Annotated in this window: 19 protein-coding genes, 4 pseudogenes and 1 riboswitch; of the genes and pseudogenes, 16 read left to right on the top strand and 7 right to left on the bottom strand. The window is 68.4% G+C overall.

Annotation, left to right across the window (positions count from 1 at the left end):
• Nucleotides 1–71: 71 nt before the first annotated feature.
• Nucleotides 72–737, bottom strand: coding sequence for a nitroreductase (locus ABZ833_RS36880; protein WP_361056717.1), 666 nt, complete (start codon nucleotides 735–737; stop codon nucleotides 72–74).
• Nucleotides 738–849: 112 nt separating this feature from the next.
• On the opposite strand from ABZ833_RS36880, the pseudogene ABZ833_RS36875 reads away from it, so the two are divergent.
• The 5 genes and pseudogenes from ABZ833_RS36875 to ABZ833_RS36855 all read left to right on the top strand — a co-directional run bounded on the left by ABZ833_RS36875 (nucleotide 850) and on the right by ABZ833_RS36855 (nucleotide 6,956).
• Nucleotides 850–1,778, top strand: a pseudogene (locus ABZ833_RS36875) (IS5 family transposase).
• Nucleotides 1,779–1,929: 151 nt separating this feature from the next.
• A complete protein-coding gene (locus ABZ833_RS36870) occupies nucleotides 1,930–2,496 on the top strand; it encodes a hypothetical protein (protein ID WP_361056464.1) in 567 nt (188 codons plus the stop codon).
• A 72-nt stretch (nucleotides 2,497–2,568) separates the two neighbouring features.
• Nucleotides 2,569–3,279 (top strand): annotated as a pseudogene (locus ABZ833_RS36865) (IS5 family transposase); the annotation flags it as partial.
• Nucleotides 3,280–3,876: 597 nt separating this feature from the next.
• Nucleotides 3,877–6,345, top strand: coding sequence for an excinuclease ABC subunit UvrA (uvrA, locus tag ABZ833_RS36860; RefSeq protein WP_361056461.1), 2,469 nt, complete (start codon nucleotides 3,877–3,879; stop codon nucleotides 6,343–6,345).
• A 314-nt stretch (nucleotides 6,346–6,659) separates the two neighbouring features.
• Complete coding sequence (locus ABZ833_RS36855) at nucleotides 6,660–6,956, top strand: hypothetical protein (RefSeq protein ID WP_361056458.1); 297 nt, start codon at nucleotides 6,660–6,662, stop codon at nucleotides 6,954–6,956.
• A 162-nt stretch (nucleotides 6,957–7,118) separates the two neighbouring features.
• On the opposite strand, the gene ABZ833_RS36850 is transcribed toward ABZ833_RS36855, so the two are convergent.
• Together ABZ833_RS36850 and ABZ833_RS36845 are read right to left on the bottom strand one after the other, a co-directional pair.
• Entirely contained in the window at nucleotides 7,119–7,553 is a 435-nt protein-coding gene (locus ABZ833_RS36850) for a hypothetical protein (RefSeq protein WP_361056455.1), read from the bottom strand.
• Nucleotides 7,554–7,718: 165 nt separating this feature from the next.
• Nucleotides 7,719–8,732, bottom strand: coding sequence for a saccharopine dehydrogenase (locus tag ABZ833_RS36845; protein ID WP_361056452.1), 1,014 nt, complete (start codon nucleotides 8,730–8,732; stop codon nucleotides 7,719–7,721).
• 90 nt (nucleotides 8,733–8,822) lie between these two features.
• On the opposite strand from ABZ833_RS36845, the gene ABZ833_RS36840 reads away from it, so the two are divergent.
• The 3 genes and pseudogenes from ABZ833_RS36840 to ABZ833_RS36830 all read left to right on the top strand — a co-directional run bounded on the left by ABZ833_RS36840 (nucleotide 8,823) and on the right by ABZ833_RS36830 (nucleotide 11,154).
• Nucleotides 8,823–9,413 (top strand): TetR/AcrR family transcriptional regulator, encoded by a 591-nt coding sequence (locus ABZ833_RS36840; RefSeq protein WP_361056449.1) that lies wholly within the window; start codon nucleotides 8,823–8,825, stop codon nucleotides 9,411–9,413.
• Nucleotides 9,414–9,664: 251 nt separating this feature from the next.
• Nucleotides 9,665–9,955 (top strand): annotated as a pseudogene (locus ABZ833_RS36835) (IS30 family transposase); the annotation flags it as partial.
• Between the two features lie 326 nt (nucleotides 9,956–10,281).
• Complete coding sequence (locus tag ABZ833_RS36830; protein WP_361056446.1) at nucleotides 10,282–11,154, top strand: immunity 49 family protein; 873 nt, start codon at nucleotides 10,282–10,284, stop codon at nucleotides 11,152–11,154.
• A gap of 98 nt (nucleotides 11,155–11,252) precedes the next feature.
• Here ABZ833_RS36830 and ABZ833_RS36825 read toward each other — a convergent pair whose 3' ends face one another.
• Together ABZ833_RS36825 and ABZ833_RS36820 are read right to left on the bottom strand one after the other, a co-directional pair.
• Nucleotides 11,253–11,633, bottom strand: coding sequence for an FKBP-type peptidyl-prolyl cis-trans isomerase (locus tag ABZ833_RS36825; protein WP_361056443.1), 381 nt, complete (start codon nucleotides 11,631–11,633; stop codon nucleotides 11,253–11,255).
• Between the two features lie 15 nt (nucleotides 11,634–11,648).
• Nucleotides 11,649–11,786, bottom strand: a complete 138-nt coding sequence (locus ABZ833_RS36820; protein ID WP_361056440.1) for a hypothetical protein — start codon at nucleotides 11,784–11,786, stop codon at nucleotides 11,649–11,651.
• Between the two features lie 17 nt (nucleotides 11,787–11,803).
• Here ABZ833_RS36820 and ABZ833_RS36815 point away from each other — a divergent pair, with 17 nt between their 5' ends.
• Nucleotides 11,804–11,962 carry a hypothetical protein gene (locus ABZ833_RS36815; RefSeq protein WP_361056437.1) on the top strand — a complete coding sequence of 53 codons (159 nt, stop codon included), beginning with the start codon at nucleotides 11,804–11,806 and terminating at the stop codon, nucleotides 11,960–11,962.
• Nucleotides 11,963–12,379: 417 nt separating this feature from the next.
• Here ABZ833_RS36815 and ABZ833_RS36810 read toward each other — a convergent pair whose 3' ends face one another.
• Nucleotides 12,380–12,562 carry a hypothetical protein gene (locus ABZ833_RS36810; RefSeq protein ID WP_361056434.1) on the bottom strand — a complete coding sequence of 61 codons (183 nt, stop codon included), beginning with the start codon at nucleotides 12,560–12,562 and terminating at the stop codon, nucleotides 12,380–12,382.
• A 1,076-nt stretch (nucleotides 12,563–13,638) separates the two neighbouring features.
• Nucleotides 13,639–13,764: riboswitch (TPP riboswitch) on the top strand.
• A gap of 47 nt (nucleotides 13,765–13,811) precedes the next feature.
• Here ABZ833_RS36810 and thiM point away from each other — a divergent pair.
• From thiM to ABZ833_RS36775, 7 genes and pseudogenes are all read left to right on the top strand, one after another.
• Complete coding sequence (gene thiM / locus ABZ833_RS36805) at nucleotides 13,812–14,588, top strand: hydroxyethylthiazole kinase (RefSeq protein ID WP_361056431.1); 777 nt, start codon at nucleotides 13,812–13,814, stop codon at nucleotides 14,586–14,588.
• A 229-nt stretch (nucleotides 14,589–14,817) separates the two neighbouring features.
• Nucleotides 14,818–15,456, top strand: a complete 639-nt coding sequence (gene thiE, locus ABZ833_RS36800) for a thiamine phosphate synthase (RefSeq protein ID WP_361056429.1) — start codon at nucleotides 14,818–14,820, stop codon at nucleotides 15,454–15,456.
• Nucleotides 15,453–16,277 (top strand): bifunctional hydroxymethylpyrimidine kinase/phosphomethylpyrimidine kinase, encoded by an 825-nt coding sequence (thiD, locus tag ABZ833_RS36795; RefSeq protein WP_361056425.1) that lies wholly within the window; start codon nucleotides 15,453–15,455, stop codon nucleotides 16,275–16,277. Before thiE ends, thiD begins: the two co-directional genes overlap by 4 nt.
• Nucleotides 16,278–16,282: 5 nt before the next feature.
• The gene (gene tenA / locus ABZ833_RS36790; protein WP_361056421.1) at nucleotides 16,283–16,972 is read left to right on the top strand and encodes a thiaminase II; all 690 of its coding nucleotides are present in this window, start codon (nucleotides 16,283–16,285) and stop codon (nucleotides 16,970–16,972) included.
• Nucleotides 16,969–18,366 carry a cytosine permease gene (locus ABZ833_RS36785; protein WP_361056414.1) on the top strand — a complete coding sequence of 466 codons (1,398 nt, stop codon included), beginning with the start codon at nucleotides 16,969–16,971 and terminating at the stop codon, nucleotides 18,364–18,366. The genes tenA and ABZ833_RS36785 overlap by 4 nt, the downstream gene beginning before the upstream one ends.
• Nucleotides 18,367–18,644: 278 nt before the next feature.
• Nucleotides 18,645–18,967 (top strand): annotated as a pseudogene (locus tag ABZ833_RS36780) (transposase); the annotation flags it as partial.
• Nucleotides 18,968–20,213: 1,246 nt separating this feature from the next.
• Nucleotides 20,214–20,525, top strand: coding sequence for a hypothetical protein (locus tag ABZ833_RS36775; protein WP_361056411.1), 312 nt, complete (start codon nucleotides 20,214–20,216; stop codon nucleotides 20,523–20,525).
• Between the two features lie 61 nt (nucleotides 20,526–20,586).
• Here the strand turns inward: ABZ833_RS36775 and ABZ833_RS36770 are convergent, their stop codons facing one another.
• On the bottom strand, nucleotides 20,587–21,504 hold the full coding sequence (locus ABZ833_RS36770) for an AraC family transcriptional regulator (protein ID WP_361056408.1): 918 nt from the start codon (nucleotides 21,502–21,504) through the stop codon (nucleotides 20,587–20,589).
• Between the last annotated feature and the right edge of the window lie 8 nt (nucleotides 21,505–21,512).

Genomic DNA, 21,512 nt, shown 5'->3' with positions numbered 1-21,512 from the left:
GTCAGCTCCCGCAGACTCCGCCAGGAGTACCCCGAACTAGGGCCTGTCCTGTCGATCTCAGCCGTCAGCGGTCACACTCCGATGAAGCTCACCGTTTCCGTCATGTCCGCCCGCCCGGTACGGAGCCGCGGCACGCCTTCCTTCTCGAATCCCACCGAGATGCCGCAGAACAGAACGAGCCCGTCATCGGCTCCGACTGTTCGGCTGACGGTCTTGCGGTACATGGTCCACATCACCTGGGGGCAGCTGTGCAACCCTTCCGCCCGCAGCAACAGCATGACCGTCTGCAAGTACATCCCCGCGTCACCCCACTGTCCGGGCCCCATCGTCCGGTCGAGGTAGCAGAACACGACGGCCGGCGCCCCGAACGCCTCCGAGTTCAAGGTAGCGATCTTCTGGGGCCGGGCGGGGTCATCGCGCTCAATCCCCAGCGCTACGTAGCGCTGAGCCGCCGCAGCGGAGAAGCGGTCCAGATACGGCGAGGTCAGTTCGTCCGGGTACATCGGGTACTCCCGCTCATCACCCGGGTCCCCCGCCAGTGCCCTGGCGGTCGCGCGCCTCTTCAGTTCGGCCAAGGGCTCGCCTGTCACGACATACACATGCCACGGCTGGAGGTTCCCACTGGACGGAGCCCGCGTCGCTGCGGTCAGCACTCGCTCGAGTACCTCCTTGGGCACCGGCTCACCGCTGAACGCCCGCACGGCCCGGCGACTGTCCACGGCCTCATACACATCCACGTCTTCGCGTCCTCTCCTCAACCGGGCTCCTCCACCGTATTCAGCGGTCAGCACCGAGCATCGCCGGGGGCCGGCCAACGTCCCGACGATCAGTCCAGTCGTTGATAGGACTGTGGGTGACAGAGGTGACTTGGCGGATGCTCAGTGGGCGCGGCTGGAGCCGCTTCTACCAGTGAGCAACGGGCGTTGCGGCAGGTGGCGGGACCACCGCCAGGTCGTGAATGGGGTGCTCTACCGGATACGTACGGGCCTGCAGTGGCGTGATCTGCCGGAGCGGTACGGACCGTGGAAGACGGTGCACGAGCGGCATCGCCGCTGGTCGGCGGACGGAACGTGGGAGATGCTCCTCCAGCAGGTTCAGGCCGAGGCGGACGCGGTCGGCGAGGTCGACTGGGACATCTCGGTCGACTCGACGTCCGTGCGCGCGCACCACCACGCCGCCGGCGCCCGGCACGCACCGCCGCCCGCCGTCAAAAGGGGCTTCGCCTGGGCGGTCAAAGCCGCTCGGATCCGGGCGGAACTGATCGACCGGCTGGCGGAGGCGGTGCGGGAGGTGAGGCGCTCGGCCGCTCACGCGGCGGGTTCACCACCAAGATCCACCTGAGTGCGGACGGTCGCTGCCGGGTGCTCTCGCTGGTCATCACGCCCGGACAGTGTGCCGACTGCAGCCAATTCGAGCTGGTCATGGACAAGATCCGCATGCCGCGGCTGGCCGCTGGCAGGCCGCGCACGAAGCCGGACAGTGTCAGCGCCGACAAGGGCTACAGCAACCGACGAACCCGCCGCTACCTTCGCAGACGAGGAATCCGGCACGTCATCCCGGAGAAAGCTGACCAGGCCGCCAACCGGGTCCGACGCGGCAGGGCCGGCGGTCGGCCGCCCGGCTTCGACAAGGACCGCTACAAGAAGCGCAACACCGTTGAACGGGCGATCAACAAGCTGAAGGCCTTCCGTGCGGTTGCGACCAGGTTCGACAAGCGCGGCTACGTCTTTCTCGGCACCGTCACCGCATCCGCACTCGTCATCTGGCTCCGCTCGTGATCGCCAGGACACTGCCTAGGGCCTGTGTGGGGTCGTGATCAATGTTCGTATTGCGCTGCTGCGCTGGGGCGGGCCGTACTCCCCCGTGCGGTGGAGTTGGATCATCACGCGGTACGACGTGCCGGGCCCGGCGGTGCGAGAGATTCGGGTCATGACGACGAAGGATCCCGCCCCGCCCGAATCCCGCGTGCCGCTGCTGGTCCCGCCGCCTCCGCGCTGGGCGGTGCGTGCCGCCCATGTCGCGGCCTGGTCGACCGTGCCCTCCGGGGTGTGGCGCGTCGCGCTCGTGCTCGGGGTGCCGGTCGGGGTGATGGAGCGAGAGGAGTTCCTCGCCGCATTCCCTGACAACTCCCCGCTGATCGGCCTGGTTTACGTACTGCTGATCGGTGCGGTCGCCGAGGCTGCCTCGTACCTCACGCTGGGCCTGGTACGGCCCTGGGGTGAAGTGGTGCCGCGCTGGATTCCGTTCCTCGGAGGGCGCCCGGTCGACCGCAGGCTCGCGGTCCTCGCCGCTTCGCTGGGAGCCCTCGCGGTCACCGTCCTGTGGTGGGTCCTCTTCTTCGGCGGACTGCTGACCTCCCCCAGCCCGGACGCCGGCATCTCGGCCGGCGAAGCCGTCTTCGTCGCCACCTACGCCCCACTCCTGCTGTGGGGCCCGCTCCTGGCGGCGGTGACCTGGTCTTACCACCGACGACACAAGGCTTGTGCGAGGTTGTGATCGAACTCGGGTTCCGTCCCTGTGGGAGGAATGGAACCTGGAAAGGCGTTGGATGTGACACGCAGACAACTCACCGAAGGGCAGTGGCGGGAGATGCCGACGGAGTTCGGTGCCTGGTCGACCGTCCACGACCGCTTCCGGCAGTGGCGCGACGCTGGGGTCTTCGAGGCCCTGCTGGAGGGCACGATCGCGGAAGCCGCGAAGCGCGGTGAGGTGGACCTCTCCCTGGTCAGCATCGACTCCACCATTGTCCGGACCCACCACGACGCGGCCGGCATGCACCTCGACGGGGACGTCGTCACCGCCCTGGAGAGTGCCGCCTCCGAGGAGAAGAAGGCCAGGTCAAAGGTCCACCTCGCCTCCGACCGGAAATGCCGCCCGCTGGCGTTCATCCTGACCACGGGTGAGGCGGCGGACAGCCCGCAGTTCATCCCCGTTCTGAAGAAGGTGCGGGTGCGCGGGCCCGTCGGCCGTCCCCGCACCCGGCCGGACACGGTCACCGGGGAGAAAACCCACTCGCCCCGCGGCAACCGCTCCCACCTGCGTATACGCCGAATCAAGGCGGTCATCCCGGAGAAGAGGGACCAGGCCGCCAACCGGAAGACGAAGGGGTCCGCAGGAGGCCGCCCCGTCAGCCACGACGCCGACCTCTACAAGGAGCGGAACACCGTCGAGCGCGCGTTCAACAGCATGAAGGCGTGGCGCGGCATCGCCATCCGCTACGACAAGAATCCGGGCAGCTACCTCGCTGGCCTCCACCTCCGCGCCTCGACCATCTGGATCAAGGCCGCACGCGAAACTCTCCTTGATCACAACCGAATACGTTCCCTGGTCCGCCACTACTGGCGGGCACAACGCCTCTGCTCTGGCTCCTACTTCGCCGACTCGGTAGGTGGAGCCCCGTTGAACATCGTCAGGCAGTACATCGAGCAGCAAAATCGTCCGCTCTATCCCACGGGTTAGAACACTTCTGAGAATCGCTTCACCACCGCCCTGAAGGGCGGGGCACTGCGATTAATCCCGGTAGCGCACCCACGGAGGAATCCTCCAGCCGAAGGCCGTCGGCGCCGTCGGCAGGGGGCATACGAAGGCCCCGACTGGTTCGGGGAATCCCCAGCCAGGGCCGATCGAGAGTGGGCGCGAAGGGCGGTCGCCTCGCGGCGGGGGCTCCATAAGGCTTCAGCCGAACGATCGTCCTCATGGGCAAAGGGTTAGGCCCGGGGACACAGTTCCCTTCACGCCCACACACGCACTAACGGTGAAGCACCCTCGAATGTTCCCTGGGAGCGACTCAGACCAGGACTCTCCGGATGCTCGTGAGAGCGGGGCCCGGTGAGCGCCTGTCGCGCGGTTCCCGGCGCGATCAGGTAATCAGGAACGGTGAACAAGGACGCGAGCGACCCCTTCGTGCATGTCCTGGGCGCCAGTGAGAACAACCTGCGGAACATCGATGTCGACGTTCCGCGGGACGCGATGGTCGCCTTCACCGGCGTCTCCGGTTCGGGAAAGACCTCGCTCGCATTCGGCACGCTCTACGCAGAGGCCCAGCGGCGCTACTTCGAGTCCGTAGCACCATACGCCCGAAGGCTTTTGCATCAGGTCGCAGCGCCGCACGTGCAGGACATCACCGGACTGCCACCCGCCGTGGCCCTGCAGCAGCGACGCGGGGCGCCCAGTTCACGCTCGACGGTCGGCACCATCACCACACTGTCCAATCTGCTGCGCATGCTGTATTCCCGCGCCGGCACCTACCCGGCCCGGGCCGCGCGGCTGGAAGCCGAGTCGTTCTCACCCAACACCGCGGCCGGCGCCTGCCCGGAGTGCCACGGACTGGGCGTCGTGCACGACGTCGCCGAGGACCTGCTCGTCCCGGACCCCTCGCTGAGCATCCGCGAGGGGGCGATCGCCGCCTGGCCGGGCGCCTGGCAGGGCGCCAACCTGCGCAGTGTCGTGAGCGGCCTGGGGATCGACATCGACCGACCGTGGCGCAGGCTCAGGAAGAAGGACCGGGAGTGGCTGCTGTACACGGACGAGCAGCCCTCCGTGTACGTCGAGCCGGAGGAGGACCGCGTCGACTACGGCTATCAGGGCAAGTTCTGGAGCGCCCGCAAGCACGTCATGCACGTCCTTGCCGACTCCAAGAGCGAGAAGATGCGTGAACGGGCACTCCGGTTCGTCAGGAGTGTGCCCTGCCCGGAGTGTCACGGCAGCGGACTGCGGCCCGATGCGCTCGCCGTGACATTCGCCGGACGTTCCATCGCCGAGATCAACGCGATGCCCCTCACCGAGGTCGCGGCGCTGCTGCGGCCCGTCGCGGGGCGGTCCAAGGCCGATGCCACCACGTCGACCGCCCGATCCGGGGAGACGACCGAGGTCGCGGTCCGGATCTGCGGTGATCTGGTCGCGCGGGTCGACGTACTGCTCGAGCTAGGCCTCGGATATCTCAGCCTGGGGCGCCGCTCGACGACTCTGTCGCCCGGCGAGGCGCAGCGGCTACGGATCGCCACCCAGCTGCGCTCGGGGCTGTTCGGCGTCGTCTACGTCCTCGACGAACCCTCCGCGGGCCTGCACCCGGCTGACGCGGAACCGCTGCTGGACGTGCTGGACCGCCTCAAGGCGGCGGGCAACTCGCTGTTCGTCGTGGAGCACGACATGGATGTCGTACGGCAGGCGGACTGGGTGGTCGACATCGGCCCCGGCGCGGGCGAGGGCGGCGGGCGCGTGCTGTACAGCGGCCCGGTCGCCGGTCTTGAGCAGGTCGGGGAGTCGGCCACGAGCCAGCACCTGTTCGGGCGCGCCAAGCCGCTCGATCACCGCCCGCGCACACCGCACGGCTGGCTGCACCTGAGCGGCGTCTCCCGCCACAATCTGCACGACGTCTCCGTCGACGTGCCGCTGTGCGTGCTGACCGCGGTAACAGGCGTGTCCGGTTCCGGAAAGTCGACGCTGGTGACGCAGGTGCTCGCCGAGGTCGTCCGCAGCCACCTCGGACTCGTACCCGAGGAGCCCGACGAGGCGCAGCTGGAGGTCGACGTCCAGGACGTGTCGGGGGTCGAGTCGTTCGACCGGCTGGTCCGGGTGGACCAACGGCCCATCGGCCGTACCCCCCGGTCCAACCTGGCCACGTACACGGGGATGTTCGACGCGGTGCGCAAGCTGTACGCGGCGACGGACGAGGCCAGGGCGCGCGGCTACTCGGCCGGGCGGTTCTCCTTCAACGTGCCCCAAGGGCGGTGCGAGACCTGCCAGGGCGAAGGATTCGTCGCGGTGGAACTGCTGTTCCTGCCCGGCACCTACGCGTCGTGCCCGACCTGCCAGGGCGCCCGGTACAACGCCGAAACGCTGGAAGTCACCTACCGCGGCAAGAACATCGCGGAAGTGCTGGCGCTGTCCGTCGACGCCGCCGCCAAGTTCCTGTCCGCCGTACCGGCCGCCTCCCGCAGTCTGGAGACGTTGCGCGAGGTGGGACTGGGGTACCTGCGCCTGGGCCAGCCCGCGACGGAACTCAGCGGTGGTGAGGCACAACGCATCAAGCTGGCCACCGAACTGCAGCGAGCCCGCCGCGGCCACGCGCTCTACCTGCTCGACGAGCCGACGGCGGGGCTGCACCCCTCCGACATCGCACTGCTGCTGCGACAGCTGCACCGGCTCGTCGACGCGGGCAACACGGTCGTCCTCGTCGAGCACGACCTGGACACGATCGTCACCGCCGACTGGGTCATCGACCTCGGGCCGGGCGGTGGCGACGCAGGCGGGCGGGTGGTCGCGGCGGGCCCGCCGGCCAAGGTGGCAAGGGCCCGCCGCAGCGCCACCGCGCCCTATCTCGCGGCCCGGCTCGCGGGCTCCTGACGACGGCGCGAGGGACTGAGCACCGGTCACAGGGCGTGGTGGCTGGGTCTGGTCAAGATCCCAGACTCAAGTCGTCCTACATACACAGCCGTTGACCGGTGGGCACCAGGGAAGTGATCCCGGCCGCCGTCGACCGCTCGAGCGCCGACAGCTCAGGGAGTCTCCCCATGACCCGTTCCACCATCAGCTCGCGCCGCCGCATGGCCGGGGTGGCCACCGCCGCCTTACTGTCCCTGGTCTGCTGACCGCGTGCGGCTCCGAATCCTCGGACACCGGCGCGGCCAGCGCCAGTTCGCCCCAGAAGCCCGAGTCACGTGCCAACGCGTCCGACATCCGACAACGGCGCGAAGGGCCACTCGGATCTGTCCTCCCGGGCCGAATGCGGGGAGTTGAGCCTCCCGGAGGGCGACGCCCTCACCGCCCACCAGGTCCAGTTGAGCGTCGACGGCAACACCCAGCCCGAGACGGCCTCCCTCAGTCTGTTGGACGCCACGGGCAACCCGAAGAAGCAGTGCTCCCTGCAAGAGCCCAGGGCCATCAAGGTCGACACCCCCCAGACCGGCAACGCCCAGAGCGCAACGATCCAGTTCACGAACCTGACGGTCGACTAGTCCCCATTCCTGCCCCTTGGGATCACGTCGCGCTCTTCAGCGTGACGTCACGCAGTGCCGAGAGCGGTGGCCTCGGGCCTGAGCAGCGTAGGGGCTGGGCAGTTGGCCTTGGCCGCGTTCCACTCAACACGGAATCGAGCGGGCCGTGATGCCGCCAGGGTGTCAGATCTTCTGCATGTAGACCGCCCAGCCGGTGGCTGTCCAATGGGTGGAGTCGCCGGGCTTCTTGGAGAAGTCGTCCTTGTTGCCCTTGGGGCATGCCTGGGGCGAGTAGTCGGTGTCCCTCTTCCCGTTGGTCCCGTACCACTCGATGACCACCTGGGCACAGTAGCCGTCGGCTGCCAGGTCCTTGACCCATCCACCCGCGTACGTGCTGTAGATGTTGCCCTCCGACTCGCCCCAGCTCGTGGCCTTGCTCCAGGTGCTCTGGGCAGTGAAGTCACCGCTGGAGGCCACAAGGACCCGCTCCTTCCCCAAAGACGCCTGAGGAGCTTGCGAGTCGGCGACAGCGGGTGCGGCCACCCCCGCTGTCAGCCCGCCACCGACGAGCATGACGGCAGTGGCTCCCAGTGTTGCCAGCTTGAGCTTGAGCTTCATACGATTCCCCCTAGGACAGGTCATTCACGGACGGCCACGGTCGCCCCGCGGAATCTCGCCGCCGTGCTTGGCAGGTCCCACTGTTGTCCAGCGGTGCCGCGCCCAGCCAGGCTTTTGCGGCTGACCGCAAAAGCTGAGTCAGGTGCGGATCCTCTGCAGTGACGGTCAGCTGTCGCCGGGTGCATCGATGAAGACGGCGCCGGTCTCGGCCATCCGCTCGACCGCATACGCCGGGTCGAGCAGTGCCTCGGGAGTGTGGATGCCCGGCGTGACGGCGTCGCCGCGCAGTCCGAGCAATCGCTCGATGCCCAGGGCGATGCCGAGTGCGGTCAAGGGGCGCTGCCCTGCCGGATGGGCCAGATAGCTACTCGTACTGATCGGCACACCCCCTCGGTCTGCGCCCTCGATGTCGATCCGGACCTCGAAGGACGCGGGTTCGCCGCGACGTCGGCCGGCGGATTCGCCGACGGCGAAGTCGAAGCGGACATTGGGCGCGTCCGTCGCGAGGGCGAGACTTGGTACGTCGAGGATGGCGATGCTCTGGCCGGGCAGGACGGTGCCGTCGGTACTGCGTACATCCGTCTGGGCGTCGGGGCCGTTGATCCAGGTGAAGACGCCGTCTCGGCGCACCATTCCCGCCGAGGTGGCGGTGGACCACCGCTGTAGATCCGCAACTCCCGCGGGCCCGCCGGTGTCCAGTTCGTCCAGGACGGCACTGATCCGGATGGTGTGGACCCGGTCGAACTGCCGGGCCGAGTGCAGTGCCGCGAGGACGACGGTACCGGCGCAGTAGTGGCTGGCTACCAGGATCGGGGCGGCGCCTGCTCGTTGGGCGCCCGCGACGACCTCCGGCGCGATGTCTGTCAGGCCGCTGGAGATGCTGAGGTACGGCAGCCCGCGATGCTGCGCGTACCGCAGACCGTGCAAGTGGTCGTCCCATAGCGCGGCGACCACCGCGGAGCAGTGGAGATCGGCCGGGAGGCCGAGATCGCTGCGTCGCAGGTCGGTGGTCACGGCCGTTGCGGCGCCCAGTTCGTCGGCCACCCGCTGGGCACGCTCGAGGTCACGGCCCGCGATCGTCAGCGGCAGTGCCGGGTGCCATTGGCGCAGGAGGGCAGCGGCCCCCGCGCCCGCCTGACCCGTACCACCCAATATCAGTACCGATTCCGACTGTCCCACGGTGGGTTCCCCTCACATCACATCCATGAAGCTACATTTTGTAACCTACGTTTTGTAGCTTAGATTCGGACGTGAACGCAAGGGAGGACCATGGCCACCACACCGACCCGCCTGTCCAAGCCGGCCAGGCGGGAGCAACTGCTCGACACCGCCATGGCGATCGTGCGCACCCACGGGACGGACGGTCTGACGCTGGTCACCCTCGCGGAAGCAGCCGGGGTGAGCAGACCCATCACATACGGCCACTTCGCCACCCGCCCGGGCCTGCTGCTCGCGCTCTACCGACGCCTCGACGAACGCCACCGGGCCGCGATCACACACGTGTTGCAGGCTGCCGTACCCGACGCCGGCGAGGTCGCCCACGTCATCAGCACCGCCTACTTCGCCTGCGCCACCGACATGCCGGAGCTCAGCGCCATTTCCGCCGCGCTGAAAGGGAACCCGGAAATGGAGGCGGTCCAGCACGAGTTGACGGACAGCTACACGGACTTGATGGCCACGGCGCTGCTGCCGTACTCCGACCTCCCGCCCCAAGCCCTCCGGCTGCACTGCGTCGGCATGCTGGGCGCGGCCGAGGCGATCGCCGCCGAGCTGAACCGAGAACGGGCAACCGACGGCGAAGCGGTCACCACGCTGACCGACCTCATCCTGGGCGGCCTCGACGCGAAGGCCGACCGTTAGGGCCTCAATGGAAAAGGCCCCCGGGCCAGGGGCTTTGGCTTCCGTTCCAGTGGCCGTCACAACACCCCAGTTCAGGGGACGCGATGGACTTCAAGATCCGGGATATCCGGACGGTGGCTCGGGGCCGCACGAAACTGCTGCGTGAGCGGGAGGCATACTTCCAGCTCATGCAGCAGGGCCTGAGCAACAACGAGGCATGCCGGATCGGCGGCATCAATCCGAAGACCGGGAGCCGATGGCGCAAGGGTCGCAGCGCCAGTCAGAGCCGTATCCGCGACCCCGTAATGATGATCAGTGAGCGTCCTGCTGAAGCGCAGAAGACCGAGAAAAGTTCCTGGCCGCTGGGAGGGGGATTTGATCATCGGCACAGACAACGGCTCCGCCATCGGAACCCTGGCCGAACGCTCCACCCGCTACGTGATGCTCTTGCGCCTGCCGAACGACCGAGCAACCGAGCTCGTTCGCGACGCTCCAGTCGAGACGGTCAAGACCCTGCCGCCCATCTGAAACGATCCCTGACCTGGGACCAGGGCAGCGAGCTCCAGCGCACACACCCCATACCTCGCGCCACGGCTCCCGAAAGCAACCTCAGCCTGATACTCCAACTCTGCGCCTTCGCCAACGAATCCGGCGCCAACCATGTGAAGGACTGGATGATTCCGGTGGAAGACCAATGCCCTGGTTAGTTGCTCGTCCACCAGGCCGCCCCGGCTCCGGCGGCCGTGGTGATCAGCGAGACGAGACACACAGGCACACGCTGCACGGTTAAATGCAGCCCGCCAGAGCGCAGGTAGAGGAAGCGACACGACGCCATGACGCGGCGCCTCCGGTCGCACCAGCACTTCGATATCAGCAAGGGAACCCTTCCGTGACCGAACACATCGCTCGGCATGACCTGTCGGCAGGACCTGACGCCGAGCAGTTGGCGGAGCGCCTCAGCGCACACTTGGTGAACGGCATCGATCACCTTGCGGACTCCGCTGGTTCCGCGAGCCTGATCGACTCACATTTCGACACCGGGCTTCTGGTGTTGCGTGCTCGCTGTGTCGTCGATCCCCGAGCGGCGGCGTCGGAGACGTGGGAGGCCACGGTCAATGCGATGCAGCTGGGGTCAGCCTTGTTCGCCGTGACGGCGGCGGGCGAGGGGTCCGTCGAGTGCCGTATCAACCGGAAGATGCGGACGCTTCCGGCCTTGGGCTTGATGCCAACTGCCGATGCGGGAAACTGGCTGATGGCGTTCTGGCTGGCCATCATCTGCCGTGATCAGCCGCGAATGACGCAGCTGTGCGAGATCCCCTTGGAGCGACTGCGCGCACGCGAGGGAAAGTACGACGAGTACATCTATCACTGGGTAGACACCCTGCAGACATACTGGCTGCGCCGGCCTGGGTTGGTGGAGAAACTCACCGCTACGTTCCAGGCGTCGGATCCTGCCGTCGCGCGAATCGCCCCGCGAGATCTATTGGACGGCCTGCTCTACCCACCGATCAACCTCTTTTACCACTTCGTGCGCAAGGACGAGGAGGGGTTCAGTCCCGCCCTATTGGAAGCCTTGAAGCTGCACAAGAGTTACTGGACGCTGAACGAGGATCGGGAAGCGGACATTGATGGAAGCGTCGCTTTGGGGCCGCTGGCTATCGCTTGCCTTGCCTACGACGGGGGAATTCCGATTGCCGTCGAGTCGGAGTACTTGCCGAAGCATCTGTTGCAGCACGGCTGGTTGGGCGAGTTCCCCACGTGACGCCGGTTAGCCGTCAGCGTCTCTCTCATGGACTTCCCGCTGACAGAGCCGCAGTTGAGCCCTTGGTTCCGGGCGGAGAGGCCGGGTGGCAGAAGGTCTCAGACTGCGACGGAGAGCAGGTCCACCACGAAGACGAGTGTCGAGCCCGCCGGGATCAACGGCGAGGGTGACTGGTTGCCGTAGCCGAGGCGCGGCGGAACGATGATCTCGCGCCGGCCGCCGACCTTCATCCCTCTGACACCGCGGTCCCAGCCCTTGATGACCTTGCCACCGCCCACGGCGAACTTGAACGACTGGCCCCGGTCCCACGAGGCGTCGAATTCCTTACCGGACTCGAAAGTGACCCCGACGTAGTGAACCCGGACAACCCTGCCCGGCTTCGCCTCAAGCCCGTCCCCCACCACGAGGTCACGGATGGTCAGTTCGGTGGGAGCCTCACCCTCCGGAAGGTCGATCCCAGGCTTCGACAGTTCACTCATAGCAGCCTCCTTCACTCACCGTTGAAAGTCCTCACACAAGCCCTGGCAGAGGCCGACCGCCTCCCACTCGCGGCGCAATTCGACGTAGACCAGCGTCGCGTTCGCGTCCAGGGCGTCCCACACTAGCTCCGCGACGGCAGCGATCTGGGTCATACCGGAGTGTGTTCCGCATGCACGACGGGACATGGCTGGTGAAGGTGAAAAGCGGCTACGACGAGACGCACTTCCGCGTAAGCACAGGCGAGCTTGTCCTCATGGAAGAGGAGATCAAGGGGCAGGATCCGCCCGCAACTTGCAGGAAGGGCCTCAAAGGGCTTTTCGGACGCTGAACTCCCCGGTCCGAGCGAGTCGACTGAAGCTGGCCCGACAAGCCCCGGAACACGCGGACACCGTTGCACAGCTCCACCGTTCGAGACGCCGCAGCGCAGGGGGGCGACCGGAGATGCATTACGGGACAGCCCTTAAGTGACTCGGCCGGGGCCGCGCACCTGCAGCGGACACTGGGGCCCCGGCATCCCGTCCTCCCCGCCCGCCCTAGGGGCGCCGCCCGCTCGCTCCATGGAGGGAAGACGAATGGGCGCGGGGACACCCGGGGAGCCATTGTGTCCCCGCGCCGTGCGGCCGCCGTCGATTTCCGACCATCGGTGGTGGCTGCACCCACCACCGGCCATCTCATCTCCCTCCTCACGGAGAGGAGAGAGTCCTTCTCCTACGGAGCGCGGAGAAGATGGCGGGCAGGAGCCTGCTCACCGCCCGGCATCCACCGGGCCGTCCGCGGCGAGGGCCGCGCGCAGCGCGCACAGACTGGCCAGGTCCGCGTCCCGCACGAACCGCTCCATCAACACGCCGGCCCGCCAGTAGCTCACCTCACGGACCGCATCCACGATCTCCGCGATCACCGCGCCCTGTTCAGCCGACGAAGCCCTCATCAGGACACCTTCTCCAAGGGAAGGGAGCACCAGAACCCGGAGGGATCCCACCCCCCACTCTCCTCCCTCCGACGGGCCGATTACCGGAATGGGCCCTGCTAGTTGCCACGTTGGCGTACGCGGATCACGAACCGGCACTTACCTTGCCGTTCAACCTCGGCGTGAGGTGAGTCGAGCGAGTGACTCCGTGGGCCAGCAGAGCCACTCGAGAAGAGGGCTAGTGACCACGAACCAGTGGACGCTGATTAGGCCTTGCTTCTTGTCCAGGATCAGTGGGGCTTCATCCCGGTAGACGTAGCGGAGGTATCGGCGACGGACCAGCGCTCCGGCTATCAGAAGCACTGGCGAGGCCACAAGGATGGCCACCGGGACCGAGGTCCTTGCGGTGGCGAGCTTCGCCTTCTCCTCGTATCGCATGCGCTCAGTGTGCTGATTGGAGCAGCACTGTCGTTGCCCGTCTTTCGGAGCGCGCTCGGCGCTCCAGCGGGATCTCGCACAGCTGCTGCCATCTGCTGCTCGCGGCAGATGACAGCCGGCCAGAATGCCTCCAACCAGGTGCCCGCATCTGCTGACGGCCTCGAGCCGATGGCTCGCAGGCTGCGCGCCATGCGGTCGATGACGCATTCCTGGGCCCGTGCTCATCGGCGAAGGCCGTGACGGTCGGGCTCGACGTGGCCGCCGTCGGCCTGCCACACCGGTTCCGCGTAGATCTCTGCGCCAATCGTAGGCAGATCTCCTTGGGGATGCCTTCGACGGCAGCCGCGCTGCCTGGTCGGCGAGCGGGGAAGCAGCAGCGGCATCTCGGCCCCGCTCCCCAGCACGCGCCAGGCGCCGCTCTTTCTGTCCGGGAGGTCGGCCTGGCAGGTTGGCACGTACCGGTCCAGGTGGCGATGCGGTGTCGCAGGAGGTCCAGTACCTGGGCATGGCCCTCCACCACACCGCTTGCGGCAGCAGTCGATGCGGACAGGTCTCGGCCTGGTGGCCAAGGGGTCCCTCGTCAGTTCCGCCAACAGATCCGTGTCGTTTCGTGAGGTACCCGAGTGCGAACTCCTGTTCCTGAAGGAGGTACATTGCGTAGCGACCACCGCGGGAGCTCGGGAGTAGCCGGGCTGAGAGGGCGGACGGGACTTGATCCCCTTTCCGCCGACCGCATGAACCTGGACCGGGTAATGCCGGCGTAGGAAGGGTGTTGACGATGGATACTGCCTCCGTACCTGCCCGGCACGGCACTGCCGTTTCCCGTGATGCCGTGGCGGATGTGATCGCGTCCCTGCGGACCTCCGCACCCCTTGTGCACTGCCTGACCAACGTCGTGGTGTCGCAGTTCACCGCGAACGTGCTGCTCGCGGCGGGGGCTGCCCCCGCGATGGTGCACAGCGCGGAGGAGGCCGGAGCGCTGGCCCGGGTGGCCGGGGGTGTCCTGGTCAACCTGGGAACGGTGACGTCCGTGACGGCGGCGGCGATGCGCGTCGCGGTCACAGAAGCGGCCGGGGCGGGGCGGCCGTGGGTGCTCGACCCGGTGGCGGTCGGCCCGCTGCCCTGGCGCACCGAGCTCGCCCACGAACTGCTGGAGAGCGCACCTCCGGCGGTCGTTCGCGGCAATGCTTCCGAGATCCTGGCCCTGGACGGCGGCACGGGCGGGCGCGGCGTGGACAGCACGGACGCCCCCGATGCCGCGCTGGCCGCGGCAGGCGCGCTGGCCCGGCGCTACGGCTGCGCGGTCGCGGTGAGCGGTCCGGAGGACGTCCTCACGGACGGGACGCGAGTGGTGCGCCTGGCCAACGGGCACCCGCTGCTGGCTCTGGTGACGGGAACGGGCTGCTCACTCGGCGCCCTGGTGGCCGCCTGCACAGCCGTCACCGGCGACGCTCTGCTGGCCGCCACTGCCGCGACCGGCCTGCTCACCGTGGCCGCGGAGGACGCCGCCACCCGCTCTGCGGGGCCCGGCACGTTCGCGGTCGCCCTGATCGACGCGCTGTACGAGCTCAGCCCTGAGCGGCTCGCCGAGGCTCTCAACCTGCGCTGAGCATGCGCGTACTGCGGGTCCTGCGTGAGCAGCGGCCTGGACACCACCCGCTGCAAAGGACCCGCCCGCCCTGGGGCGGCGCCCCCAGCACCGAGTCTGGCTGCCCTGTCCCCCATCTCGCGCCTGTGAACAACTCAAGGTCCGTGCACGTCAGGGCCTGCCCTTCCCCCGTACCTCCCGATGCGTTTCCCCCGCTTTTCCCCGGCCGGGAGACCCCAAGGAGTAACCCATGCGACCTCCTCTCGACCTGTCCCTGTATCTCGTGACCGACACCGGACTCTGCGGCCACCGCGGTGTCGGCCCTACCGTTGCAGCGGCCGTCAAGGGCGGCGTCACCGCCGTCCAGTTGCGTGATCCGGACGCGGACGCCCGCACGCTGTTCTCGCTCGGCCGGGTGATCCAGGCCGAACTCGCGGGCACTGGTGTCCCCTTGATCGTCAACGATCGCCTGGACGTGGCTGTCTGGCTGGACGCGGACGGCGTCCACCTCGGGCAGCGGGACGTCTCCCCCGAGACCGCCCGGTGCCAGCTCGGTCCCGATGCGTACATCGGCCTGTCCGTCAGCCGTCCCGAGCAGCTGGCGCACGTGCCGGACGCCGTCGACCACCTCGGTGTCGGTCCGGTGTTCCCGCAGTCCACCAAGCCGGACGCGGACGTCCCGCTCGGTCTGGGCGGCCTGGCCCAGATCGTTCGGGAGAGCCCGCTGCCCTGCGTGGCCATCGGCGGGATCGGCGTGTCCGAGGCCGCCGCGGTCATGGGAAGTGGCGCGGCCGGGATCGCTGTCGTCAGCGCGGTCTGCGGGCAGCCCGACCCCGAGGCCGCAGCCCGTTCCCTCGTTCGCACTCTGCGACAGGAGATCCCCGCGTGACCAGCCCGCCCATCGCCCTCAGCATCGCCGCCAGCGACCCCTCCGGCGGCGCCGGGATACAAGCCGACTTGAAGGCGTTCTCCGCCAACGGCGCCTACGGAACAGCAGTTCTGACCGCCCTGACCGCACAGAACACTCAAGGCGTCAGCGGCATCCATACCGTCCCCCCGGCGTTCGTCACCGAGCAGCTCGACACTCTGTTCGCCGACGTCCCGGTGGACGCCGTCAAGATCGGAATGCTGGCCGACGCCGCCATCGCCGAAGCCGTCGCAGAAGCCCTGGAGCGGCACCGCCCCCGGTATGTCGTCCTCGACCCCGTCATGGTCTCGACCAGCGGCCACCGCCTCCTCGAGGCCGATGCGGTGACGGTGCTGCGCGACCGTCTGCTGCCTCTCGCCGACCTCATCACGCCCAACCTCCCCGAGGCCGGCGACCTCCTCGGCACCGCCGCCGCAAGGAACCGCGCAGAAGCCATCGAGCAGGCCCACTCACTCCTCAAAACCGGCGCCAGGCGCGTCCTCCTCAAGGGCGGCCACCACACACACGACGCCGAGTCCGTAGACATCCTCGTCGACGCCACGGACGCCTCAGGCTCGGGCGTCACCGAGCTGTCCGCACCCCGCGTGAACACGCGCAACACCCATGGCACCGGCTGCACCCTCTCCGCCGCTATCGCCGCCCTGCGCCCGCAGCACGACGACTGGCACACCACCGTCAGTGCCGCGAAGGCGTACCTGACCGGGGCCCTGCGCGCGGCCGACACCCTGCATATCGGCCGCGGCCACGGACCCGTCCACCACTTCTACCAGTACTGGAGCTGAGCCCCATGACCACAACGTTCTGCGACGAGCTGTGGACGGCCACGGCCGAGATACGTGCGGCCATCGACAAGCTGCCGTTCGTCATCGCCCTCGGCGACGGCACCCTGGACCGGGAGAAGTTCGTCTACTACCTGGCCCAGGACGCCCACTACCTGCGCGGCTACGCCCGCGCGCTGGCCAGCGCCGCCGCGAAGGCGGACCGGCCGCAGGACATCGCGTTCTTCGCGAAGTCCGCCCACGACGCCGTGGTCGTCGAGAGCTCCCTGCACGAGAGCAACGTCGTCGACGTCGACGCCTGGACGCCCTCCCCCACCGGCACCGGATACACCTCCTACCTGCTCTCCGTGGCTCACACCCAGGGCTACCCGGAGCTGACCGCCGCGGTCCTGCCCTGCTTCTGGATCTACGCCGAGGTGGGCCGGGCGCTCCTCGAGACGGCAGGCGACCTCGCCACCCACCCCTACGGCGACTGGATCGGCACGTACGCCGACGAGGAGTTCGAAGCCGCCACCGAACACGCCCGGCAGATCGTCAACCGGCTTGCGGACCAGGCCGATCCGGCCACCCGCGCACGGATGCGTACGGCCTTCACCACCGCGTCCACCTGGGAGTGGATGTTCTGGGACGCCGCCTGGCGCATGGAGTCCTGGCCCGTCGGCGCCGCTCCTGTCCAGGTTTCGGAGCCCGCGAAGTGACGACCACCACCGACCCCACCACCCCGGGACCAGCCCCGGCGAACGAGGCGCCGCTCACCCTCGACCAGCCCACACCCAAGGTCCTGAGCGGCCTGGACCAAGGGACCTTCTGGGCCAACCTGGGCGTCAGCCTGCTCGGCTTCAGCGGCATGCTGGTCGTCCTCGACCCCCTTGGCACCGGCAGTCCGACCCTGTCGTTCGCAGCCGCCGTCACCGCGTCCGTCGTCGGCACCCTGATCGGCACCGCCGCCCTCGGCCTCGCCGCCATCACCGGGGCCCGCACCGGCGCGCCCTCGATGGTGCTGCTGCGCGGCCTGTTCGGCGCGAAGGCGTCCTACCTCCCCACCGTCCTCAACGTGCTGCAGATGGTCGGCTGGGCCGTCTTCGAGCTGGTGGTCATCTCCACCGGCCTGAAGATCCTGGCCCGCCAGGCCTTCGGCGACCCGGGACCCGGCTGGCTGTACGTACTCGTCGCGGGCGCGGTGACGACAGCGCTCACGCTGCGCCCGCTCGGCGCCCTGCGCATCATCCGCCGCTACGTCACCATCGCCGTCGTCCTGGCCATCTGCTACCTGGGCTGGGACCTGGCCGGTCGCGGCATTCCGATGGAGGGCGGCTCCTGGAAGGACTTCTGGTTCGCCGCCGACAGCGTGATCGCCGTGTCGATCTCCTGGCTGCCGCTGGTCGCCGACTACTCGCGGCACTCCCGCAGCGAGAAGGCGGCATTCGGCGGCCTGGTCGTGGGCCAGACCCTCGCGGGCGTCGCGGGCTCGGTCCTCGGCGTGGCCGCCCTCGCCATGATCGCGTTCGACACCACCGACCCGTACAAGGTCTTCGACCCTTTCACCGCCACCAGCGTCGGCGTGATCTGCTTCGGTGTCCTGGTCCTGCGCGAGGTCGACCAGTCCTTCGCCAACGTCTACTCCACCGCCGTCTCCGCCCAGAACCTGCTGCCCCGGGCCGACCGCCGCATCCTGTGCCTGATCAGCGGCACCCTGGCCACCGCCCTGGCACTTCTGGTGAACATGGACAGCTACGCCAGCTTCCTCTACCTGATCGGCGCGGTCTTCATCCCGATGTTCGCCGTCCTCGTCGTGGACTTCTTCGTACTCGGCGGCCACCGCACCTGGGACGTCTCCGAACAGGCCCCCACCCGCTGGGTCATGCTGCTGCCCTGGGCACTCGGCTTCGCCACCTACCAACTGATCGCACCGACGAAAATCGCCGGCTGGTCCGACTTCTGGGTCTGGCTGCAGGACGCCGTGGGCTTCACCGTCCAGCCGTGGATGAGTGCCTCCCTGCTCTCCTTCGCGGTAGCTGCCCTCACCACCCTCGCCGTGGGCCACAGGCGCCGGCACGTTTCAGCTTCGCCCGGGCGGCACCCCGGGCAGTGACACGTAGCACTGCGGGCGCTACTTGGGCCAGCGACGCCTCCGGGCACGCCACCGCATGCACGGCCCCCGCTATGTTTTCCGCGGTCCTGCAAGAGGGCCGCTGGCCTCCGGGCCCGGCATGGCTGTTCCCCCTGTCGAACCCGCGGCCTGGGGGCTGGTATTCACCGGGCCCGAGAGGTGCCGTCGGAGACGCTGATGAGAGGCCCGGCCACCGTCCGGTCCGGCGCAATGGCGGGCAGTTCGCGGGCGGCAGGTCTGCATAACTCTGCATAACGTGGATGCGCGAGTACGACGCCGATGCCAAGGCCAGCCGTACCAAAGGAGTGGAGAAGACCACGTTCGACACCGACGACGTGGGCGTCTTCCTCGGCCTGGACGTCGGCAAGACCGCCCACCATGGCCACGGGCTGCCCCCGGCCGGGAAGAAGGTCTTCGACAAGCCATTGCCCAACAGCGAACCGAAGCTGCGGGCCGTCTTCGACAAGCTCGCCGAGAAGTTCGGCACCGTACTGCTGGTCTGGTCGTGGACCAGCCTGCCTCAATCGGCGCCCTGCCCCTGACCGTCGCTCGCGACCCGGGCTGCAAGGTCGCCTACCTGCCAGTCCGCATCTCTACACCACTACGTGGAACGCGACCTCACGGAGACAGCACGCGCCGTCGTCGGGACCATCCCCGAGGGCGCGAGGAACGGACTCGCTGACCTCGGCGCCCACAGGCACTACTGCCACAAGTGCGCCGCCCGAACGGCCGGACCGCAAACCGAACAGGGCACATCACCGTGGATGGAGGGGATGAGTTCCAGTGCGCGCAGGGCTGCGGCGAGGGCGGGTCCGTCGTTGACGTCGAGGGCGGTGTCGGCGAATTTGGGCGAATTTGAGGGCATGTTCATCGCCGTGGGTGCGGGCGCGTTCCAATACCTCTTCGGCCGTGAGGTGGGTCGGCAGAGGGTAGTCCACAGGCTCCGGCGCTGAGGCTGGGCGCCCACAACTCGCGGGGCAGTGCAGGCAGGGTGCGCAGTACGGCGTTCGGCGCGGTCGCCGCGTGGACGAGCATGACCAGCCTGCCGTGCCCATGGGTGGCGTAGCGGTGGGCGGCGGCCGTGACAAGTGCCCTCAGGCGCAGCTGAACATCCTGCGCGGTGCCTATCTCGTCTGGCCAATGGGGCACTTGGCCGATCCGCGCGAGCCTGGTTTGGAAATCCCCGGTGCGTTCCCGGAGGACCGGCACGGCAGCGAGGGAGTCGGCCGCTCCCGGAGCCGCAGGCAACGGGGTGACCGTGATGGGGCGGTGTTGCGCAGCCCAGTCACCCAGCCCGTGGGCAAGTTCGGTCAGCGGGGGGCTGGGCAGCCACGCCGACCGGGACGGCTTCGGCGGCGAGCAGGGACCGTACGGCGTGGCCCACCCGGATCGCCGGATGTGTGGCTCCTCCCGCGATGGCCAGGCCATAGTCTCGGCCACCAAGTAGATAGCACCTGCCTCCATGGCTGTTCGGCGAGAACCCGGCTCATGAAGTGGATCCAGTCGGCCGGTGTCTCAACCGGGCTGCAGCGGGTCGGGCCTTGCCAGGCGCCGGCGGGACCTCGCCGACGCTCTGGACCCGGGCGGTCAACGGGTCTGCGACCTGCGGCTGGCCGCCCTGCTCCGCCCTCGATCTTCAGCGCCGCTTCGACACGTGAGCGCCCGTCAGGCCCGGCACGCGATCTTGAGCCGAATGCCGGATTCAGCCGCGAACTCATCAAGCTGGCCTGCGTTTTCTTCACACTTCCCACGCCAGCTGCACGACTCAAGGTGGCATCGTTGATCGATTGGCGGGCCGGACACTCCGCGTCCGCATCGGGGGGACTTCCATGCGTACTCGTACTCGTACTGCTGCAGCTTCGGCCGTTTTGATCCTGTGCACGGTGATGGGCTCGGCGGCCTGCTCCTCGCCCCCGGAGGCCAACCCGTCTTCGGGCACCTCGACTCCGGACGAACAGGGCAAGAGCCGGCGCCAGGCCCACCAGACCGCCCCCGATGCCGATCCCTCGGCCTGCGCGACTTCCAGCGAGAAGATCCCCGAAGGGTGCGCAGTCGACATGGACGCAGCCGAGATGGACCAGGCAACTCCTGCCACGGAGCCGCCGACGACGCATGCCACGTGGGCAACCCCGACGCAGTAACTGCACCCATGTCCGACGGCCCGGCCCGGCCAGGACCGGCCTGATGCAGGCTGCCCGCGCATCACTTGCGCAGTCGAGAACGGTACTCACCCGGGGGCATCCCCCGGACACGTCGGAAGGCGCGGCTGAAAGCGTGCGGCGAGGCGTAGCCGACTGCGCCGGAGATCGACTCGACCGGCTCGTCGGTGTCGCGGAGCCGGACGGACGCCAGGTCCATGCGCCACTGCGTCACGTAGGCGCCCGGCGTCTGTCCGAGCGCGGACCGGAAGTGCCTGGACAGCGTCGTTCGGGAAACCGCCGTCGCGGCCGCCAGGGACTCGGTGGTCCAGGGGTGTTCCGGCCGGGCGTGGACACATGCCAGGGCATCGCGCACAACCGGATCACGCATCGCGCCCAGCCATGAGCCGGACTGCTCCTGCGGGTGGCGGGCCAGCCAGACGCGTACGAACTGGATGAGCAGAAGGTCGACGATGCTGTTGACGGCGGCAGTAGTGCCGACCTGCGGCTGTGCGAGCTCCGCCGTGAGAAGCTCGACGGTCTTTCTGAGCTGTGTGTTCTCCCGGCTCGTGACGTGCATCGGCCGGGCGAGGGAGGTGAGCACCGGCGTGCTCACCTCCGGGTCCTGCTCATAGCGCAGGACGAGCACTTCGGTCTGCGCCGGCGTCGAGCCCAGGTGCAGGGCGCTGCCGTCGATGAGGGCCTGGTTCGTCGCCTTCCGGTCACAGGGGCCCATCGTCGTACTGGACCCGTCGGCTATCCCGTGGGCGGTGCCCGGCGACAACAGGACGGCGTCTCCTGCCTGCACCTCCCGCGGTCTTTCGCCCGGGACGTGGAGCCACATCGTGCCGCGGGACACCACGTGCAGTGCCGCTCCTGGAGAGGACTCCAACCACAGGCCCCAGGTTCCTCCGGCCTTCAGTACGACCCCGAGCGCCCCTCGCGCACCCGATACACGCAAGGCCTGTGCGAGTACGTCCATCGTTCCAT

Origin of the sequence: Streptomyces sp. NPDC047525, from assembly GCF_040643025.1 — a bacterium.
Classification (GTDB): domain Bacteria; phylum Actinomycetota; class Actinomycetes; order Streptomycetales; family Streptomycetaceae; genus Streptomyces; species Streptomyces durmitorensis.
The sequence above is the reverse complement of the archived record's forward strand: the minus strand, read 5'-3'. Positions and strand labels throughout refer to the sequence as shown.

Excerpts from the sequence above, each read along its gene's own strand:
- ABZ833_RS36870 (WP_361056464.1), top strand. The coding sequence starts at position 1,930 with ATGACGACGAAGGATCCCGCCCCGCCCGAATCCCGCGTGCCGCTGCTG.
- ABZ833_RS36850 (WP_361056455.1), bottom strand. The coding sequence starts at position 7,553 with ATGAAGCTCAAGCTCAAGCTGGCAACACTGGGAGCCACTGCCGTCATG.
- ABZ833_RS36840 (WP_361056449.1), top strand. The coding sequence starts at position 8,823 with ATGGCCACCACACCGACCCGCCTGTCCAAGCCGGCCAGGCGGGAGCAA.
- ABZ833_RS36825 (WP_361056443.1), bottom strand. The coding sequence starts at position 11,633 with ATGAGTGAACTGTCGAAGCCTGGGATCGACCTTCCGGAGGGTGAGGCT.
- ABZ833_RS36820 (WP_361056440.1), bottom strand. The coding sequence starts at position 11,786 with ATGACCCAGATCGCTGCCGTCGCGGAGCTAGTGTGGGACGCCCTGGAC.
- ABZ833_RS36815 (WP_361056437.1), top strand. The coding sequence starts at position 11,804 with ATGCACGACGGGACATGGCTGGTGAAGGTGAAAAGCGGCTACGACGAG.
- ABZ833_RS36810 (WP_361056434.1), bottom strand. The coding sequence starts at position 12,562 with ATGAGGGCTTCGTCGGCTGAACAGGGCGCGGTGATCGCGGAGATCGTG.
- thiE (WP_361056429.1), top strand. The coding sequence starts at position 14,818 with ATGCGACCTCCTCTCGACCTGTCCCTGTATCTCGTGACCGACACCGGA.
- tenA (WP_361056421.1), top strand. The coding sequence starts at position 16,283 with ATGACCACAACGTTCTGCGACGAGCTGTGGACGGCCACGGCCGAGATA.
- ABZ833_RS36775 (WP_361056411.1), top strand. The coding sequence starts at position 20,214 with ATGCGTACTCGTACTCGTACTGCTGCAGCTTCGGCCGTTTTGATCCTG.
- ABZ833_RS36770 (WP_361056408.1), bottom strand. The coding sequence starts at position 21,504 with ATGGACGTACTCGCACAGGCCTTGCGTGTATCGGGTGCGCGAGGGGCG.